This is a genomic window from Caballeronia sp. BR00000012568055 (assembly GCF_029439455.1).
Classification (GTDB): Bacteria; Pseudomonadota; Gammaproteobacteria; order Burkholderiales; family Burkholderiaceae; genus Caballeronia.
On record NZ_JAQFVG010000304.1, the window covers coordinates 30,819 to 48,310 of the forward strand.

The following is a 17,492-nucleotide window of genomic DNA, read 5'->3' on the forward strand; positions in this document are numbered from 1 at the left end:
GTCGAAGCGCCAATTTCGTTCGGACGAATCCTATTCACGCGAATAAAAACGAAGCATTACGTTCGCCGCGCTTATCCGTCAAAAAGGCTCAGCCGAAGAGACGCGCAATCGCAAGTCGAAACGCGCGCCAGCGGCTCGGCGCGGCAACGCTCAGCGCGTTGAGGTCGCGCTTCCACGGTTCCTGATCGTGTTCGTGTCTGGCTTGCGTAACGAGTGTTCCGAAGTACATGGCAATCTCTCCGCGCGTTGGCGTTCTCCGAATGGCGCCGCTCGATGCGACTGCCATGCGTTGAGATTGCCCGAGGGCGGCCGCGCCCGAAACCCGCATTGCCGATGCAGTCTCGAGCGGGGAGTGACGGCCGCGTGCGAAGACCATCAAAAGGAGGGATCGGACGCGCCGATGCAGACGCCGTGCTTTCACAGTCCGTGCGGCAACGCGCGCAGCCGCTTGAGCGCCGCGCGCGACTGGCCGCGCCGTTCCTTGCCAAGCCAGCGCACGGCCTGATCGACCGCGTGTTTGTCATCGAGCGATGATCCGAAACGCCGCACCACGGCTTCGCTTGCCAGCACGTCGCCGAGTTGGCCGAGCGCTGCCTGCGCGTCCGCCAGATGGTCGATTGCATGCCGATGGCCACGCTCGAGCACCGGCGCGAATAACTCCAGCAGACAGTGCAGCTTGTTCGCGGCTTCTTCGATGCTGCGCAGCGTCTTGGCATCGACATGCTTCATGCGGGTGGCGCGCTGCTCTTTCTTGCTGAGCGTTTCGTCCGCCAACGACACGCGTTGCCGCGCAAACTCTTCCAGCGTGCGATCTTCCGTCCGCGCTTCCAGACGACGGCGCGCATCGGCGAGGGCGCGGCGCAGCAGCAAATCCACATTCGCCTTGCGGATCGATACGCAACTCGCCATCGATGCCTCGCGGCGTTCTCCCTTCAGCGTGCGCACCACCGGTCCGACACGCGAACAAGTCTTGCGCGCGCGACTAAGCAGATCGCAGGCGGCGTCGAGTTCGTGCGGTTCTCCGGCGATCTCGGCCAGACGCTTGAAGCGCTTGCGTACGATGCGTGCTTCCTTCTCGTCGAGCAGCGGTTCGAACGCCCACCACAACGCGCGCAGGCGATCGAGCGTCAGGCGCAAGCCATCGAGCACGGCGGCGTCGCTGCGTTCGGCCATTTGTTCGGTCTGGTGGAAAGCATCGCTTGCGAGCGGGGCCGTCAGCACGACGAAAGCATCGGCGACAGGCTGGTCGCGCAACGAAAATCCGGCGGATGACGATGACGTGCGTAGTGTGTTGTGTACGGTATTGCGTACGGCCGTTAGATCGAAGTTCAGTGTCATCGTCTCGGTATGCACTTATATCGCCCGATCTTTTTTATTCTGATGGCGTGATCGCGCGCTTCGTTTATTGAGGTGTTAGCCCGTTAAGCTAATCCGCCCGAATGTCATGCAGATGACAGCGTGAAGAAATTTTATTGAAGCGCAGATTTGATTTTCATTTAGGTTAACTATCCGTAAGTTCGATTCTTCATTCGAAACGCTGACATAAAAGATTCACGAAGCGCCTTGTTTCCACGACGTACTCTTGCACGGCTACGGCAAATCGAGCGAGGCACGCCATGCCAGATATCGCATTTCCCCAGCAATCAGGCTCGAACGAACGTACGCGCCGTTCCGGTCTCATCGTCTTTTTCCTGATTCTTGCAATTGGTCTCGGTTATGTGGCATTGCATCTCGCCAATGATCTGGAGTCCACGCAACAAAGTTCAGTACTCGCTTATTTTCTGCTTGGTATCGCACTATTGATTGCGCTCGGTTTCGAGTTCGTCAATGGCTTTCACGATACCGCCAATGCCGTCGCCACCGTCATCTAAACGCATTCGCTGACACCGAATATCGCGGTGGTCTGGTCGGGCGCGTGGAATTTTCTGGGCGTGCTGGTATCGAGCGGGGCGGTCGCGTTCGGGATTCTGCAATTGCTGCCTGTCGAGCTGATTCTGCAAGTCGGCAGCAGCGCGGGCTTCGCAATGGTGTTCGCCTTGCTGATCGCCGCGATCATCTGGAATCTGGCGACGTGGTATTTCGGCTTGCCGTCGTCGAGTTCGCATACGCTGATCGGCTCGATCATCGGCGTGGGTCTGATGAATCAATTGATGCGGGGTCCGAACGGTACGAGCGGCGTGGACTGGTCGCAGGCGGCGGGCGTCGGCAAGTCGCTGCTGTTTTCGCCGGTGGTCGGATTTATCGCGTCGGCGTTGTTGTTGCTTGCGCTCAAGGCGGTGGTGCGCGTGCCGGCGCTTTATAAGGAGCCGAAGCAGAATCGGCCGCCGCCGTTCTGGATTCGCGCGCTGCTTATTCTGACGTGCACGGGCGTGTCGTTCGCGCACGGATCGAACGATGGTCAGAAGGGCATGGGCCTCATCATGCTGATTCTGATCGGCACGGTGCCGACGGCCTACGCGCTGAACAAGGCCGTGAATCCCGCCGAAACGCAGACGTTCGTGGCGATCGCGCATGACGCTTCGTCGGTCTTCGCCAAGTACGCCAATAACGCGCCGCCTTCCGGCAATGCGCGCGACGACGTTCAGGCTTACGTGCGCACGCGTCAGCTTTCGACAGCGAGCGTGCCGGCGCTCAAACAGTTGACCGATACCATTGCGAATCAGGTCAAGGGATCGGGTTCGCTCGCGCAAGTTCCGCAGAACGACGTGGATAACGTTCGCAACAACATGTACCTCGCGTCCGAGGCCATCCGCCTGATGGAGAAGTCGAATCAGCCCGCGTTCGCACCCGCCGATAAAGCCGTGATCGACAACTACAAGAAGCAGCTCGATCACGCCACCAAGTTTATTCCGACCTGGGTGAAAGTCGCGGTGGCGATTGCGTTGGGACTCGGGACGATGGTGGGCTGGAAGCGCATCGTCGTGACGGTGGGCGAGAAGATCGGCAAGCAGCATCTGACGTATGGTCAGGGTGCATCGGCCGAACTCGTGGCGATGCTGACCATCGGCGCCGCCGATGCCTACGGTCTGCCGGTCTCGACCACGCACGTGTTGTCATCGGGCGTCGCCGGGACGATGGCGGCCAATGGCTCGGGTTTGCAGTGGAGCACGGTGCGCAGCCTGATTCTCGCGTGGGTGTTGACGCTGCCGGTGTCGATCGCACTGGCAGCGGTGCTCTACTGGGTGTTCAGACACCTGTTCTGAACACGAGCGGGAAGACGGGCGTCAGGCGTTCGCCGGGCGTCCGGTCTTCACTTCTTCCAAAGCCTTGACCGCTTCGACGATCCGCTTGTCGGTAGCGGCATCGAGCATGGAAAGGGCGGCGCGCAGCAGTTCGCTTTTCTTCACGCGCAGGCCGTTATCCAGACACTTCTGCTTAATCGACGCTATTTTCGCGTAGTCCGATTTGGGCATCGTGAAGCTGTCGCGCACGACCTTTTCTTTCTTCACGCGCTTGGTTTTTGCGGCTGGTGTTTCTGCTGCGGCGGTTTTTGGCGCTGCGGTTTTGGCAGCAGGTTTGACGGCTTTTTTAGCGGCCGGCTTTGCGCTCACGGTTTTCGCTGCGCTCTTGGTCGCCGGCTTTTTCCCCGCGCCCGAACCGGTGGATTGCGACTTCGGCCTGGATGCCGCGACGGCCCTGTCCTGAGTCTTTTTGCTGGTCTTGCTCGCTGCCTTGACCTCGGTCTTCGACTCGGCCTTGGCGGTCGCTTTACCTTCGCCGTTCTTGGGGAAGTTGAACGCCTTCTTGGTCGGCGGATCGATTTGAGGTGTAGTCGTCATCCGTTCTCTCCTTCGTGTGGAGAAAACAGTATATACGGTTTTATTTGTTGCGGAAGTGTGGCGCGATCCGATGCTGCGCGGAAATTTGCGTTGCGGCTCAGAGAGATAGCCGAGCGAGCCGAAAGTTATCACCACGCTTGTCCATCGAATCTGTGGACAAGCGTGATGCTTTCAACGATCAGCGATCAATGACCGTGATGGTGGTGATCGTCGTCATCATCGTGAGCGCGGCGGCATGCGCGTTCGTCGTTGCCGGCCAGACGTTGCGCGACGTATGCGGGCAGATCCGCCGCATCGACCGAAAAGACGAAGAAGCGGTTCGGATTGTCGATGCCGTTCGGATGATTCGTGTCCGTCACCGTGCCGACGAAGTCGTTGTCGTTGGCGACGAACAGCGTGTGCTTGAGCACGCCCTTGACGCGGATATCCGGCCCGAAGGCGAGGCTTTCGAGCTTGGCCGGGATGTCCGTGTACGCGAAGCCGTTGGCATGCAGCACGTCGGCGATATCGAGGAACAGCGTCTTGCTGAGCGCGTACGGTGCAAGGCCCGCCGCGCCGCTTGCCTGGCTCACGTCCTGCGCGCCGGTCAGATCGACCTTGAAGACCTTTTTGAACGCGGCGGTGGAGTTGTCGCCGAGACCTTTGCCGTCGCGCTCGTCGAGCAGCAGTTCGTGATCGTTGATGGCGACGATATCGCTGATGGTCGGATAGTTCGGCTTCGCATCGGTGCCGATGTTGGTCAGCGGATATGCGAACTGCGTGCTTTTGCCCGTGCGCAAATCGATCCGCAGGATGCGCGTGTAGCCGCCGCTGGTGCCGCCATCCTGAATCAGCGGGCTTTGCATCGCGCCGAACAGCGTGTCGCCGTCGGGCGAGATCGCGAGACCTTCCATGCCCTTGTTGGCCACGCGGCCCGACGTGTTCTGACTGATTTCGGTGGCGCCGACGGAAGAAAGCGTCGTCACCGCGAACGATGACGGCACGCGCACGACACCGGTCCGCTCGCCGGTGCGCCGGTCGAATCGATAGATATACGGACCGTACTCGTCCGAGATGAACACGCTCGAACCATCGCGCGATACGCGCACGCTTTCGGGATCGAAGCGGGCGTCGCGCGGATAGGTCGATGACTGCGTCGGCGTGAAGTTATCCGAACGTCCGGTGAAATAGTGCGTGCGATGCGCCGCGTTCAACGCGGGCGCGCCATTGCCGACGCCTGCCGCCGCGCCATCGCCATAGACCAGCGGCTCGCGCGTGTGGAGCAGGGTGGTATCGAGCAATTTCGGCGTGAGGGAATACGGCAGCGTGCCGCCTTTCGATGCTTCGAGCTTCAGGCTCAGCGTCTGAAATCGGTTGATGTACGACGCGGTATCGTCGAGCGCCGCGTTGTAGGAAATCGCGTTCGGTCCGCGATCGGGCACCGCGACGAAGGTATCGCAACCGGCGTAGGCCAAACCCGAGCCGAGACCGCCCAGCAAATTGCCTGGTGCGCCGTTTTCCAGCGGCGCGGCGGTTGCCGCCGAACGGTCGCCGATCGTGCCGCTCAACTGACCGATCGCGATCAATTCGACTTTCGCCCATGCAGAGGTGCAGGCGGCGGACAGCACGAGACTTACGGCAAATGAGCGGGCAAACGAGCGGGCAAAAGAGCGTGCAAGCACGGGTGCTCGAACCATTGAACATCTCCTTCGATTGATGAGTTATTTGGATGCGCCGAATGTCGGACGCGGCGCGTCGGGAAGACAGCCTGCTTCGCCTTCATCGCGCTGTCCGTCGGCTTCGAATATGCCTGCGCATTATTACGATCAGGCGGTGACCGTAGTGTGAACGTTTCGCGAACGTGCTTAAGCTGCTCACTGTGATGTCAGCTTCGCGTTCGCTACGCGTTGGGGAATCGAATTTTTCCCAGATTAGTCCATCGCTGATTGTGCAGACGAACTACGATAATTAAAGTGCATTCCGAACTTGCGATGTTTCGTTACAAATCGCGGTCTCGAATAAAGTCCAAGTCAATTCCGTATCAATGCACTACACCGAGTGGAGTGTTTCATGTCGATTACCCTGAACGATTTACTGGCATGGAGCGAACGCTTGCCGGATCCGACGAGTGAGGAAGCGCGAATGCTGCGCGCCATGATCGAGCGCCGCGAAGCCGAATTACGTACGCGTATCGCTGATCTGATTGCCACGGTGAGCCAGCGCGAAAACTGGAAACTGCATCGGTGCGCGGCCACGGCGCGGCGCGTCGAACAGACGCCGACCGATCGACTCGAATCCGTGTTCGACTATTTTCATGACCGCAGCTTGGGCCGCCTCCCCGCCGATGCCCGCGAGCCGCTGAAGCATGACGGACACGAGGTCGAGCAGCAGGCGTCCGCGCCGGCGGTGCCGATCACCCTGACGCCAGCGAGAAACGTGGTGACCATGCCCATCACGATCTCCGAACCGGTGAGCGCGCTTTACAGCAGAATGCGCTCGCTCGAATCGCTGGTGGCGCCTACGCCGGGAATCGGGTGCGGCGTGCAGGGGATTCGAATCATGCGTATGGTCGCGTTGATGTCCAAGGCGCGTTCGGCGCGCATGGCGCAAATGCGAATCAGCGGTACGCAATTCGTGTATCGCCATGCATAGAAAATAAAAAACGAAATTCGATGTATTAAAAAACGGCGCGAAAAGTTTCGCGCCGTTTTTATTTTTGAAATTGCGTAATCGGAAATGGCGTGATCTATTGGCTTGCCAATAGAGCGCCTGCTCTGGCGCGCTTGCGGCGTCTTTTGAAAGCGGGTATCCCTCGGCTATACTGAATTCAGCAGCTTATTTCGACGACCACAATTCGACGGCCACACGCGCGGTTATTCGTTATTCGCAATGAACGGTATCGTCCGGAGCGATTCGATTATTTTCAGGCGCATGCGCGGCATTTATCGCGTTTCCGGCGGCGGGACAGTGGCCATACAGGGAGTCACCGTGAAAAGCCTGCTCAGCAGAAAGGGCACCTTGCTCGACAATGCGCCGTCGTTTCTATTGCGACAAAAATCCAGTGGACCCATTCGCTTCGCCGCCCCCGATATGCCCGACGAAAGCACCGACGATCTTCCCGTCAAAGCCCATGCCGCAAAGCCCCAACCCAACACGCGCGTGACGCCGCTGCGCGCGGTCATGCCCTCCGCGCCGCAGACCGGTGCGCATCCGCTTCAGACCGCGCAGATTGCCGAAGTCGAATGGCTGAGTCAGCAAAGCTCGCTGACCACGTTCCGCACATTCAACAGCTTCGCCTTCACCGCGTCGTTGCTGTTTTATCCGCGCGATCTGGCGTACTACGCCGTGCTGTATCACGAAGACGCGGTGTGGCGCGTGCTGAAAGCCGTCGATATCGAATCCGCCGAACCGGCTTTTCATCACTTCGTCGAACAGGCGATGCGCCTTGCCGAAGCGGAAATGCGGCGCGTTCATCTCGAAGCCCAAAACGAACAACTCGCGCGCATGATTGCCGAGTCCGATGCGCAAGTCGAACGCATTCGCGTGGATTTGCAGCGCGGCAGTTCGCAGGATCAGGAAGTCGCGCTGAAGCAACAGGAAACGCGCAAACAATTGACGCAACTCGAAGCGCGCCGCGTTGCCGCTCAGGTGCAACTGACCAAGCTTCAGCGCCAATTGCATCAGTTGAACGCGAGCAGCAACGAGTCGATTCCGCATCTTCCCTCCACGCGATGATGCGGGCGAATTCAGGCGTGCTTCGCAAATCGTTTAAAATGGCTGTATTGCGCGCTCAGGCGATTTTTTCGGCATACTCGCCGCCGAACCGTGCAATATATGTACTGAGACCGCGCCCGGCCTGCGCCAGCCGCTTCATATTCTCGACATGCGCGCGCCCCGGCACGCGATAGTCATACAAATACGTCCCGCCGTTGACGAAGCGCACTTTGATGCCGTCATGCAGGATATCGAATGCAGTGACGCCGGAGTTTCCGGCGAGATTCCCGTAGGTTTGCATAGGGTTTTCGTAGTGTCGCTGGCCGAATGACGCACCGGTTGCAACCGGCTTCGCGGAACATGCCAGCGTGCTGTTTCACTGCATTCGTAGTCTGCCGGCGCGCCCTAAAGTTTTCTTCACACGCGCCGTTAAGGTGTCATCGATAGCCCGCCGATCTAGGTGCCATGGATAAAGATCAACTACCGCTGCCATTTTTGGATTCCAACGATCCGCATTTTCAGCACGCCCGCGCGCTGAGCTTGTCCGTCGGTGCGATCCGCCGTGCGCAGGGCAAAGCCAATCCCAATGACTTCACGGTCGGTTCGATCGAATGGCACTTCGCGATCGAAGATTTCGCGGGCGATGTGCTCAAGGCATTGATGGACGACGAGTCATCGCAAGGCGCGGACGTTCATGTGGACGAGCAGCGTCCGCGCGACTGAGCGCCTGTCGTCCGCGCCTACGCCTCACAGTTTCACGCCGCCGGCCTCCGGCGCATCGACGCCTTCGGGCGGGATCGCGCCGGTGGGACTGACATCGTTGCTCCAGTACGGCTCGCGCCCGTAATGCTGATGCAGCGTGGTCGCCCAGGTGCGATCGGCCATCGACGGCCACGCGTCCTTGTCGAAACCGGGCGAATGGCGCACTTCCTCGGCCGTCGCGGCAAGGCGGAAGCACTTGTTGTCCGTATCCAGCGTCAGCGCGCTCCACGGCACCGCCAACAGTTTGTCGCCGATTCCCAAAAATCCGCCGCTCGACAACACCGCGTAAGCGATTCGCCCGCTTCCCACATCCAGCATGATTTCCTTGAGCGAGCCGACGTCGTGACCGTCGCTGCTCAGCACGGAATTGCCATCGAGCGTGCTCGCGGCCATCACGTCCGGTCCGGGTCCTGCCGCCGTCGCCGCGCCTTTACCGACGATCGTCGCGCCGTCGCCTGTTTCCATCGGTTGATTCATGATCCGCTCCTTAGGGCCGTCTGGGCTGCATAGCATCCAGCAACGTGCGTTCCTATTCGCAGGCGTCTGATAAGCTCAGGATTCGCTGAATTCACCGCTCGCTCATGATCGATTTCGAGGAATTGCTGGCCGTCGCGTACAAGAAAGAACGGATGCAGAGCCGTCGGCTGGCGAAGGGCGCGTCTCTGCCGGAACACGATGCGCTCGTGCGCACGCTGACCAAATCGGCGGGTGTGCGGTCCTTGCCGGAACTGGTGAAAGAACGGCGCGCCGAGCAGGCCAGAACCGCCGAAGGGCAGCAGGCGCGGGCCGCGCGCCGGGTGGATCGAATAAGCCGTCCCAAAACCACGCAAGCACCCGTCGATGAAACCGCGTGGCTCGGCTGGTTCGACGGCTCCGCGACGCCGAATCCGGGACGAATCGGGCTGGGCGGAGTGCTGAGGAGTCCGTCAGGCGATCAACACGAAATCAGCGTGACGGCGGGCCACGGCGACTGCAACGCGGCGGAATATCTGGCGCTGGTCGCGTTGCTGGAAACGGCGCTGCGCAAAGGCGCGCAATCGCTGACGGTTCACGGCGACAGCCGCGTCGTGATCGACGATCTGCTTAAACCGCAAGGCGAGGGCATCGGCGCGCTGGCGCATCACGCGGCGCGCGTGCGTGCGCTGATCGCGGATATCGGCGATGTCCGCTTGCAATGGATTCCGCGCGGACGCAACGCAGACGCCGATGCCCTGTCACGCCGCGCGTTATCAGCAATGGCGATGCCGACCGCGGCCTAGTTCAACTCGCGCACGTCGGCGGTTGGCGCGCTGCCGAAAGCATCGCTGAGTAAGTAGTCGATGAGTTTGGCGGCGGACGCTTCCGGCGTCGCGAGCTGGCCGTCGCGTTTGAGTGCATCGAAACGTTCGCGCATCGGAAAGCGATCGAGTCCCGTGCTGCGGATTTCGGCCTGCATGTCCGTATCGATCACGCCGGGCGCGACGCTGCAAATGCGCAGACCGGCGTGATCGTCGAGAGCGACGGCGCGCGCGTGATGATCGAGCGCCGCCTTGGTCGCGCAGTAGATGCTCCAGCCGGGATAAGCGTTGCGCGCCGCGCCGCTCGAAATATGCGCGATGCGCCGATCCGCAATATCGACGCTCTGCGCGGCAAACGCGGCGGCGAGCATCAGCGGCGCGGCGACATTCACGCTGACCGCGCGCGCGATGGCTCCGGCGTCCTGATCGGCCAACGGACCGACCGGCGCAAGCAGACCGGCATTGTTGACCAGCAACACGCGATCGGCATCCGCTAGAAAGCCGCGCAAGATGTCCTGCGCGAGCCAGCCATTCAGCGCGTCGAGATCGGAGAGGTCCAGTTGGATCTCATGCAATGTGTCCGGATACCGCGCGGCGAGCGCCGCGTTGCGATTACGCGATATCGCGAGCACGCGGGTATCGAGCGAAAGCATTGTGTCCGCGAGCGCCGCGCCGAGGCCGCGCGTGTGTCCGGTGACGATGGCAACGGTCTTCTGTGTCATGGCAGCGATCATTCCTTTGAAGTAAGCGCCCCGATTCTAAAGCCACTCAAACGTGCTCGCCGAATACACGCATTGGCGCAAAATCGGCAAGTGCAAAATCACGAAAGCGCGGGTTCGTTGGGTTCTGGTCACACTCACGATTCAGCATGCTTTCGTATGTCCGAAGCGTTTTCTAGAATCGATCATCGATTCAAAGTTCGTTCGGGGAAATCCGATGCCGACATATCAAACTAAAAAAATCAACGTGCGATCGGATAGCCTCATGGCCGTTTCGTCGAACGCAATCAAGGCCGCGATCGCTGCATGCGTGGCGTTTATCGGCGTGCCGCACGCGGCGTCGGCGCAGAGTTCCGTGCAGCTTTATGGCGAGCTGGATGCGGGCGTCGCGTACCTCAATAACGTCGGCGGACATTCGCAGTATCAATTGACGTCCGGCACCATCGACGGAAGTTACTGGGGTTTGCAAGGCTCCGAAGATCTGGGCGATGGTACCCGCGCGATTTTCCGGCTGGAGCGAGGCTTTTCCGTGGCGAACGGCCAGGGCCGCAACGATCACCCGTTCTACGTGGGAATTGGCAGCAGTACGTTCGGCACGCTGACGCTCGGCCGTCAATACGATTCGATTCACGACTACCTTGCGCCGTTCACGCTGACCGGCAGCAACGGCGGCACGGCATTCGCCCACGTGCTCGATAACGACAACGCCAATAACTCGTATCTCGCGGCGAACTCGGTGAAGTACACCAGCGAGGAATACGGCGGCTTCAGCTTCGGCGGTTTGTATGCGTTGTCGAATCAGGCGGGCGGCTTTTCACAGAATCGCGCGTACAGCATCGGCGCGAATTACTCGGCCGGTTCGCTCAAGGCGGGCGCGGCCTGGCTGCACGCAAACGGACGCGGCGACAACACAAGCGGCGCGTACGATCCGCTCGCGCTGCCGGGACCGGCGAACAGCGTCGTCACGACGAGCATTCAGACGCAGAACATCTTCGGCGTCGGCATGAACTATCAGTTCGGCGCGTTCACGCTGGGCGGCGCGTTCTCACGCTCGATCAGCAGCGGCGTAATCGATACCGACACCAACAACGCGCTGCCATCGCTTGCGCTGAACAACTACGAGATCAACGGCATCTATCAACTGACGCCGGCGATCGCGCTGGCGGGCATGTACGTGTACACGAACGGCGGCGGGGCGCATTGGCATGAAGGCGCGCTGCAAGTGGACTATCTGTTCTCCAAACGTACCGACGTTTATCTAGAATCAATTTATCAGCGTGCCTCGTCGCAGTCGCCTGCCGTAATCAACGGCTTCGATCCATCCGGCGGGCGCAATCAACTGATGTTCTCGACGGGCATTCGGCATCGTTTCTGAGTTTCGAGCTTATGACGATCCTGACCTTCTCGCTGTTCTTGCCGGCTTGCTTCGCCATCAATATGGCGTTCGGGCCGAACAATGTGCTGTCGCTGTCCAACGGCGCGCGCGAGGGCGTGCGCGCGTCGGTGCTCGCGTCGTCCGGACGCCTGCTGGCGTTTGCGATCATGATCGCGATTGCGGGGCTGGGATTGGGCGCACTGCTGCTGGCATCGCAGACGCTGTTTTCGGTGATCAAGTTCGCGGGCGCGGCGTATTTGGTGTGGATTGGTATCAAGCTGATCCGCTCGGGACCGGCGCTGGTCATCGATCAGGCGAAGCGCGGCCCGGTGAGTCTCGCGCGTCTGACGAAGCAGGAGTTCTGGGTCGCGGCGGGCAATCCGAAGGCCATTCTCGTGTTCACCGCATTCTTCCCGCAATTCGTCGATCGCGATGCTTACGCGGCGAGTTTCGCGATTCTCGGCGCGACTTTCCTGACGTTCGAAGTCGTGGCGATCGTGATTTACGCGTCGCTGGGCGCGCGGCTCGGAACGCTTTCGCGTGGGGCGGCGGGGTTTAGGTGGTTCAATCGGATCAGCGGAACGCTGATGATTGGTTTTGGCGTGATGCTGGCGTTTGTTCGACGGCCGGCTACGTGATCTGACGTTTGGATTTAGACGCGGATTCAGACGCACAAAAGCGAACAGCCCGGATAGTCCGGGCTGTTCGCTTTGAATCTTGGTTGCGGGGGTAGGATTTGAACCTACGACCTTCGGGTTATGAGCCCGACGAGCTGCCAGACTGCTCCACCCCGCGTCTGAAGAATTGAATTATAGACTGTTTCGGATCGCGGCGTCAACAGAGTTTGCAATCAAGCTGCAGAAGCCGGTTGCGCGGTGCGGCCACTGGTCTTATCGACGGAAAACGCTTCTTCCACTGCACGCTGATGTGCGCGCGACAGCTTGCCGAGCAGCGGCAACAGCGCAATTGCGACGGCCGCGCCGCCTGTTGCAAGCCAGCCGAGACCGAAGAACAGATGCGTGTAGAGCGGCAGCGACTGCATCGGATCGAGCGTGCCGGACGGCATCTTCGCGAAGTTGGCGACTACGCTGCCAAGGTACTGCGACACGCCCGTCGCGACGAAATACGCGCCCATCATGAAGCCGCTCATGCGCGCGGGCACGTAGCGCGCGATCATCGCGAGGCCGAGGCCGGATACCAGCAACTCGCCCAGCGAATACAGACCGTAGCCCGCCACCATGAACCACGACGACACGCGCCCATCCACGGCATAGCGGCCACTCAGCCCGAACACGAAGAAGCCCACGGCGACCACGACGAAGCCGAACGCGTATTTTCCGGCCACCGGAATATCGCGCCGACGACGTGCGAGCGAGGTGTAGGCGTACGCGAGAATCGGGCTGAGCAGCATGATCCAGATCGGATTGAGCGCCTGGAACTGCGCCGCGCTCCACGTGAACAACTCGACGCCCGCAATCGAAAACGACGGATCGACATTGCGCAGCGCGAACAGCGTCAGCGATGTCGACATCTGCTGATAGAACACGAAGAAGAGAATCACCTGCAGCACGAGAATCAGCGCGGCGAGCAGTCCGGCGCGTTCGCTGCGGTCACATTTTGTCAGCATATAGCCGAAGATCGCGAGAATCGCGACGCCTGCAGCGTACACGCACGCCACCGCCACGGCCTTGTGCTGAAGAATGAACACCGTCGATGCAGCCAGCGCCACGCTTCCCGCCAGCACCGCGAACAGCGCATTCCAGCGAATCGGCGCTTCGTCCGGCGCGGAGCCGATATGGCCGAGCGTCTTGCGCATCAGCGCGAAGTTGACGAGGCCCAGCAGCATGCCGCCGCAGCACACCGCGAACGCCGCGTGCCAGCCCCAGTGATCCTTGATCCACGGTGTCGCCAGCATCGAAAAGGTCGAGCCGATGTTCACCGCCATGTAGTAGATCGTGAACGCGCTGTCGATGCGCGCATCATCGCCTTCGTAGATGCGGCGCACGAGATTCGCCGCGTTGCTCTTGAACAGCCCGTTGCCGACCACGATCACGCCGAGCGACGTGTACATGAAGCCGAGCGTATCGACGGGCAGGGCGAGCATCAGATAACCGAGCGCCAGCACGATTGCGCCGATTGTCATGGTGCGGCGCGCGCCGAGCACCTTGTCGCCGATCCAGCCGCCGATCGACGGCGCGGAAAACACCAGCGCGGTAAATGCGCCCCACGTGAGATTGGCCTGATCGTCGGCGAATCCGATTTTATCGACCATGAACAGCACGAGCAGCGCGGCCATACCGTAATAGCCGAAACGCTCCCACATCTCGATCAGAAAAACTGTCGTGAACGAGCGCGTCTGCGACGTGCCGGGCGAGTGATTATTCATTGGGAAAGTCCTTCAACATCGAAATGCGGAATGCATGTAGGTCGCGGCCTCGCTTGATATCAACAAGCAAGAGTCTCGCTATTAAAGCAGAGAGCGACAGAAAATATATGACGATAATCAGTGATTATCGCAAATCGGCGCGGCCATTCGGCGCGATCGATGAAACGATGCGTGTCAGCGCGGCGGCGGGCCGAATCGGGAGGGGGAAACAGCGGAGTGCAGTGCGGATAGGAGGTTCATTGCGCTTCCAATGATGCGGGCAAAAGGATCGCCTTTGCGCGCATTCGTGATTGAAGCGAATCGCAAGCTTATTGCGATTCACGAGCAGCGCATTTTGTGGATTTTCGTGGATCAGGTCACTTCGGGATAGCCCTAAGCGGATAACGTGACCTTATTCGGCATAAACGCATGTAATCGATTTACACAGATTCACGTTAAAAGCGAAATAATCGCGCTTCGAAATATGGTTTCGATAAGCACGAAAAGCCTGCATGAGCGATAACTCATGCAGGCTTTTTTGCGATCTTGTCAGCCTTTATCGGACAAGGGCGCACGATTCGAACCGTGCAGACACTTGCGAACTATCGCGCATTCGAGCGCAAAACCGCGATCCGATCCAACTCAGGCTGTGATGCCGAACTTCCCGAACTTCCCGAAAGACCAGGGCGCGTGCCCTGCATCGATCAATAGAACTTCTTCGGCAGTTGCGCGCGACGGATTTGCTTACGCAGACGGGCGACAGCAGCAGCTTTCTTGCGCTTGCGCTCGGTGGTCGGCTTCTCGTAAGCCATGCGCGACTTGAGTTCTTGAATCAGGCCCGTGCGTTCGACGGTACGGCGAAAACGACGCATGGCGACGTCGAAAGGCTCGTTCTCTTTCAACAGTACTTTAGTCATTGAAATCTCGGTTGATCTGGCCCTGCCAGAATTTAGGGCAAAGCGCAATTGTACACTTTTTGAGAGCAGGACTGCATCCTCTATGTGCGAAAACCCGCTAATGCGCTGCCGGGACTCCTATCGTATGTCGTTGATAAGAAACAACAATCCCGAAATACCCGCGTTCGCGCTTCTCTTGTCAGAAGCCGCGCGAACGGGCCGGGCGCGGCGGCGGCGCGGGCTGCGTGTCGGGCTGGTCGATGGTTACATCGGATTGCGCAACGGCTACGCACGGCAGAATCCAGCCTTCGGTCTTTTCTTCCGCCGTCAGTCCCGGCCATTCGATCCGATACGTCACCGCGCCGCTGGAAAGGCGGCACATGCACGCGCGGCAGGTGCCGTTGCGGCACGATCGCGGCAGCGACAAACCCGCGCGCAACGCTGCATCGAGCAGGGTTTCGCCGTCGCGCACGGTGACGAAGTGTCCCGCCGGATCGATGGTCAGCGCGTACGCGTCGTCTTTCACGATTGCAATTCGACCGTGGCGCGGCCATTGGTCAGATCGCGCAATTCGGCGGCAGCCGCTTCGCGCGCGGCGGCGGGCAGGCGCATAACGAAACGCACCGTCATCCCGTACGCCGTCTCCATCAACTCGGCCGCGTTCTGTTCGATCCACCGTCGCACGCGCGCCTCGTCCGCATAATCCATTTCGATACCCATCAGCCCGCGCTCGATGCGCTCGATTCGCTCGGCAAGCTGCATCGCGGTGGCGATGGCGTCGGTGTAAGCGCGCACCAGACCGCCCGCGCCGAGCTTGATGCCGCCGTAATACCGCACGACCGCCGCCAGCACGCCATCGACTTCGTGATGCCGCAGCACCTCGAGAATCGGCCGGCCTGCGGTGCCCGACGGTTCGCCATCGTCGGACATGCCCGACTGGCCGCCCGCGAGCAGCGCCCAGCAAATATGCGTGGCCGCCGGATGCTCGGTGTGCAGGCGTTCGAGCTCGCGCATGGCGCTATCGCGATCGGCGACGGGCAGCGCCCACGCGATAAAGCGGCTCTTGCGGATATCGATTTCAGCGCTCACGGGCGCGGCGAGGGTGTACGTCGGCAAGGCTAATTACAAACGGTTGCGTGAATAGCGAATGGTAGCGGCAAACGTCCTAAGTACCGAGCAGCGCCCGCTGCATCAACACGGTATCGACCCATCGGCCATGCTTGAAGCCGACTTCGCGCAGCACGCCGACATGCTCGAAACCGAGCTTGGCGTGCAGTGCAATCGATCCCGCATTGCCGCTGTTACCGATCACGGCGATCATCTGCCGCCACGGTCCGCGCTCGCATCGCTCGATCAGCGACGTGAGCAGCGCATAGCCGATGCCGCGTGCGCCGAAGCCATCGGCGAGATAGACCGAATCTTCGATCGTATGCCGATAAGCCGACCGCGGCCGATACGTCGAGGCATACGCATAACCCGCCACCGCGCCATCCACTTCCGCGACGATATACGGCAGGCCCAACGCGGTAATGGCCGCGTGCCGCGCGCGCATTTCATCGACGGACGGCGGGACTTCTTCGAACGTGGCGAGCGCGTTCAATACGTAATGCGCATAAATGCCGGCGATGGCGTCGAAGTCGGCGGGCGCAGCGTCGCGGATCAGCGGTGAGGAAGTCATATCAAAAGAGTGGTCATGGCACGGAAGGGCCGCATTCGAACGACATGAAGCAGGCGATTGACGCCATTTTCGAAACGCCGATTTTCGCACGGTGCGCGGAGGCAAAAAAAGATCCTGCGAGCCGTGCGGAAGCCCACCAAGCCGGCGCGTTTTAGAGCAAAGAAAAGATTGAACCGGGAACGCGCTGGCCCCTACACTGAGTCGTTTGTCCGGCACCGCGACGGACGCGCGTTCGCGCGCGCATCCACGGGGTGGAGCAGACGATTCGAGCGACCAGAAGAATCGTAACCAGTCGGTACAAAAAACGCGCGTGCAGAACCATAAGAATGCGCGGCGCGGACCATAACACGCAATGAATAATTTCCAACGCGGGGCGCTGATCGCGCTCCTGATCGTCGTCGTGTCGATTGCCGCGATCGTGCCGGTGGGCATCGGCTATGTGTTCGCGCGACGCACGCAGTTTCAGGAAGACGCCGCACGCCTTTCGGTGGTCGCGGACGCCGCGCTTTTTCATGCCGAAGACGTCACACGCCGCTTGTCCGGCGCGCTCGGCGATATCGGCAAAGTGGCCGCGCTGCCGTGTTCGACGCCGTATCTGCACGAGCTTCGGCGCATTACGCTGGCGCATCAGCAAGTGCGCGATGCAGGCGCGTACGACCGCGACGGCAACTGGCAATGCTCGTCGCTGCTGGGCGCGGTATCGGCGGGAACGCTGGATGGCCTGCATCTGCCCGCGCCCGACTGGCGTTCGCGCGATGGCGTGAGCGCGTGGTACGGACTCGCGCGGCTTCCGGGCGGCAAGGAGTCGGTGGTGATGGGCCGCAATGGTTTCTACATTGCCGTCGATCCCACGCTGTATCTCGAAGACCGCACCGCGACGAGCGGTAATCTCGCCGTCATCAACACCGAAGCGAGCCGCGTGATCGCGCGCTCGCCCGCCACCGATGC

The 17,492-nt window shown here is 60.5% G+C and carries 19 protein-coding genes, 1 tRNA gene and 1 pseudogene; 8 read left to right on the forward strand and 13 right to left on the reverse strand.

Annotated elements, in window-relative coordinates:
- Positions 1-88 precede the first annotated feature (88 nt).
- Positions 89-229, reverse strand: coding sequence for a hypothetical protein (locus P7F28_RS20515; RefSeq protein ID WP_277186422.1), 141 nt, complete (start codon positions 227-229; stop codon positions 89-91).
- Positions 230-417: 188 nt separating this feature from the next.
- Positions 418-1,338, reverse strand: coding sequence for a CHAD domain-containing protein (locus tag P7F28_RS20520; RefSeq protein WP_277186423.1), 921 nt, complete (start codon positions 1,336-1,338; stop codon positions 418-420).
- A 278-nt stretch (positions 1,339-1,616) separates the two neighbouring features.
- On the opposite strand from P7F28_RS20520, the pseudogene P7F28_RS20525 reads away from it, so the two are divergent.
- Positions 1,617-3,203 (forward strand): annotated as a pseudogene (locus tag P7F28_RS20525) (inorganic phosphate transporter).
- A gap of 21 nt (positions 3,204-3,224) precedes the next feature.
- On the opposite strand, the gene P7F28_RS20530 reads toward P7F28_RS20525, so the two are convergent.
- On the reverse strand, positions 3,225-3,911 hold the full coding sequence (locus tag P7F28_RS20530; protein WP_368860343.1) for a hypothetical protein: 687 nt from the start codon (positions 3,909-3,911) through the stop codon (positions 3,225-3,227).
- A 53-nt stretch (positions 3,912-3,964) separates the two neighbouring features.
- Entirely contained in the window at positions 3,965-5,455 is a 1,491-nt protein-coding gene (locus tag P7F28_RS20535; RefSeq protein WP_277186424.1) for an esterase-like activity of phytase family protein, read from the reverse strand.
- A 373-nt stretch (positions 5,456-5,828) separates the two neighbouring features.
- Between P7F28_RS20535 and P7F28_RS20540 the strand changes: the two genes are divergently transcribed.
- Together P7F28_RS20540 and P7F28_RS20545 are read left to right on the forward strand one after the other, a co-directional pair.
- Entirely contained in the window at positions 5,829-6,410 is a 582-nt protein-coding gene (locus P7F28_RS20540; protein WP_277186425.1) for a hypothetical protein, read from the forward strand.
- Positions 6,411-6,746: 336 nt separating this feature from the next.
- Positions 6,747-7,493, forward strand: coding sequence for a DUF2968 domain-containing protein (locus P7F28_RS20545; RefSeq protein ID WP_277186426.1), 747 nt, complete (start codon positions 6,747-6,749; stop codon positions 7,491-7,493).
- 55 nt (positions 7,494-7,548) lie between these two features.
- On the opposite strand, the gene P7F28_RS20550 is transcribed toward P7F28_RS20545, so the two are convergent.
- On the reverse strand, positions 7,549-7,773 hold the full coding sequence (locus P7F28_RS20550; protein ID WP_277186427.1) for a hypothetical protein: 225 nt from the start codon (positions 7,771-7,773) through the stop codon (positions 7,549-7,551).
- Positions 7,774-7,937: 164 nt separating this feature from the next.
- On the opposite strand from P7F28_RS20550, the gene P7F28_RS20555 reads away from it, so the two are divergent.
- A complete protein-coding gene (locus tag P7F28_RS20555) occupies positions 7,938-8,195 on the forward strand; it encodes a hypothetical protein (RefSeq protein WP_277186428.1) in 258 nt (85 codons plus the stop codon).
- Positions 8,196-8,219: 24 nt separating this feature from the next.
- Here the strand turns inward: P7F28_RS20555 and P7F28_RS20560 are convergent, their stop codons facing one another.
- Entirely contained in the window at positions 8,220-8,711 is a 492-nt protein-coding gene (locus tag P7F28_RS20560; protein WP_277186429.1) for a PRC-barrel domain-containing protein, read from the reverse strand.
- A 104-nt stretch (positions 8,712-8,815) separates the two neighbouring features.
- On the opposite strand from P7F28_RS20560, the gene P7F28_RS20565 reads away from it, so the two are divergent.
- Positions 8,816-9,493, forward strand: a complete 678-nt coding sequence (locus P7F28_RS20565) for a ribonuclease HI family protein (protein ID WP_277186430.1) — start codon at positions 8,816-8,818, stop codon at positions 9,491-9,493.
- Here P7F28_RS20565 and P7F28_RS20570 read toward each other — a convergent pair.
- Complete coding sequence (locus P7F28_RS20570) at positions 9,490-10,233, reverse strand: SDR family oxidoreductase (protein WP_277186431.1); 744 nt, start codon at positions 10,231-10,233, stop codon at positions 9,490-9,492. The two genes, P7F28_RS20565 and P7F28_RS20570, sit on opposite strands and share 4 nt — an antisense overlap.
- A gap of 262 nt (positions 10,234-10,495) precedes the next feature.
- Here P7F28_RS20570 and P7F28_RS20575 point away from each other — a divergent pair, with 262 nt between their 5' ends.
- Together P7F28_RS20575 and P7F28_RS20580 are read left to right on the forward strand one after the other, a co-directional pair.
- Positions 10,496-11,605: a porin gene (locus P7F28_RS20575; protein WP_277186432.1), complete on the forward strand. Its 1,110-nt coding sequence runs from the start codon at positions 10,496-10,498 to the stop codon at positions 11,603-11,605.
- Positions 11,606-11,616: 11 nt separating this feature from the next.
- Positions 11,617-12,243 (forward strand): LysE family translocator, encoded by a 627-nt coding sequence (locus P7F28_RS20580; RefSeq protein WP_277186433.1) that lies wholly within the window; start codon positions 11,617-11,619, stop codon positions 12,241-12,243.
- An 80-nt stretch (positions 12,244-12,323) separates the two neighbouring features.
- Here the strand turns inward: P7F28_RS20580 and P7F28_RS20585 are convergent.
- The 6 genes from P7F28_RS20585 to P7F28_RS20610 form a co-directional block, all read right to left on the reverse strand.
- Positions 12,324-12,400: transfer RNA gene (locus P7F28_RS20585), tRNA-Met, on the reverse strand.
- Between the two features lie 55 nt (positions 12,401-12,455).
- Entirely contained in the window at positions 12,456-13,991 is a 1,536-nt protein-coding gene (locus P7F28_RS20590) for a peptide MFS transporter (protein WP_277186434.1), read from the reverse strand.
- A 683-nt stretch (positions 13,992-14,674) separates the two neighbouring features.
- Positions 14,675-14,887: a 30S ribosomal protein S21 gene (gene rpsU / locus P7F28_RS20595; RefSeq protein ID WP_006999077.1), complete on the reverse strand. Its 213-nt coding sequence runs from the start codon at positions 14,885-14,887 to the stop codon at positions 14,675-14,677.
- A 178-nt stretch (positions 14,888-15,065) separates the two neighbouring features.
- The gene (locus tag P7F28_RS20600) at positions 15,066-15,365 is read right to left on the reverse strand and encodes a 2Fe-2S iron-sulfur cluster-binding protein (RefSeq protein WP_370467368.1); all 300 of its coding nucleotides are present in this window, start codon (positions 15,363-15,365) and stop codon (positions 15,066-15,068) included.
- 23 nt (positions 15,366-15,388) lie between these two features.
- Positions 15,389-15,982, reverse strand: coding sequence for a YigZ family protein (locus tag P7F28_RS20605; RefSeq protein WP_277186435.1), 594 nt, complete (start codon positions 15,980-15,982; stop codon positions 15,389-15,391).
- 49 nt (positions 15,983-16,031) lie between these two features.
- A complete protein-coding gene (locus P7F28_RS20610; protein ID WP_277186436.1) occupies positions 16,032-16,544 on the reverse strand; it encodes a GNAT family N-acetyltransferase in 513 nt (170 codons plus the stop codon).
- 352 nt (positions 16,545-16,896) lie between these two features.
- On the opposite strand from P7F28_RS20610, the gene P7F28_RS20615 reads away from it, so the two are divergent.
- Positions 16,897-17,492 (forward strand): CSS-motif domain-containing protein (locus tag P7F28_RS20615; protein WP_277186437.1); only part of this gene is annotated, 596 nt, incomplete at its 3' end.

Excerpts from the sequence above, each read along its gene's own strand:
- P7F28_RS20515 (WP_277186422.1), bottom strand. The coding sequence starts at position 229 with ATGTACTTCGGAACACTCGTTACGCAAGCCAGACACGAACACGATCAG.
- P7F28_RS20520 (WP_277186423.1), bottom strand. The coding sequence starts at position 1,338 with ATGACACTGAACTTCGATCTAACGGCCGTACGCAATACCGTACACAAC.
- P7F28_RS20535 (WP_277186424.1), bottom strand. The coding sequence starts at position 5,455 with ATGGTTCGAGCACCCGTGCTTGCACGCTCTTTTGCCCGCTCGTTTGCC.
- P7F28_RS20540 (WP_277186425.1), top strand. The coding sequence starts at position 5,829 with ATGTCGATTACCCTGAACGATTTACTGGCATGGAGCGAACGCTTGCCG.
- P7F28_RS20550 (WP_277186427.1), bottom strand. The coding sequence starts at position 7,773 with ATGCAAACCTACGGGAATCTCGCCGGAAACTCCGGCGTCACTGCATTC.
- P7F28_RS20555 (WP_277186428.1), top strand. The coding sequence starts at position 7,938 with ATGGATAAAGATCAACTACCGCTGCCATTTTTGGATTCCAACGATCCG.
- P7F28_RS20560 (WP_277186429.1), bottom strand. The coding sequence starts at position 8,711 with ATGAATCAACCGATGGAAACAGGCGACGGCGCGACGATCGTCGGTAAA.
- P7F28_RS20565 (WP_277186430.1), top strand. The coding sequence starts at position 8,816 with ATGATCGATTTCGAGGAATTGCTGGCCGTCGCGTACAAGAAAGAACGG.
- P7F28_RS20570 (WP_277186431.1), bottom strand. The coding sequence starts at position 10,233 with ATGACACAGAAGACCGTTGCCATCGTCACCGGACACACGCGCGGCCTC.
- P7F28_RS20575 (WP_277186432.1), top strand. The coding sequence starts at position 10,496 with ATGGCCGTTTCGTCGAACGCAATCAAGGCCGCGATCGCTGCATGCGTG.
- P7F28_RS20580 (WP_277186433.1), top strand. The coding sequence starts at position 11,617 with ATGACGATCCTGACCTTCTCGCTGTTCTTGCCGGCTTGCTTCGCCATC.
- P7F28_RS20590 (WP_277186434.1), bottom strand. The coding sequence starts at position 13,991 with ATGAATAATCACTCGCCCGGCACGTCGCAGACGCGCTCGTTCACGACA.
- rpsU (WP_006999077.1), bottom strand. The coding sequence starts at position 14,887 with ATGACTAAAGTACTGTTGAAAGAGAACGAGCCTTTCGACGTCGCCATG.
- P7F28_RS20610 (WP_277186436.1), bottom strand. The coding sequence starts at position 16,544 with ATGACTTCCTCACCGCTGATCCGCGACGCTGCGCCCGCCGACTTCGAC.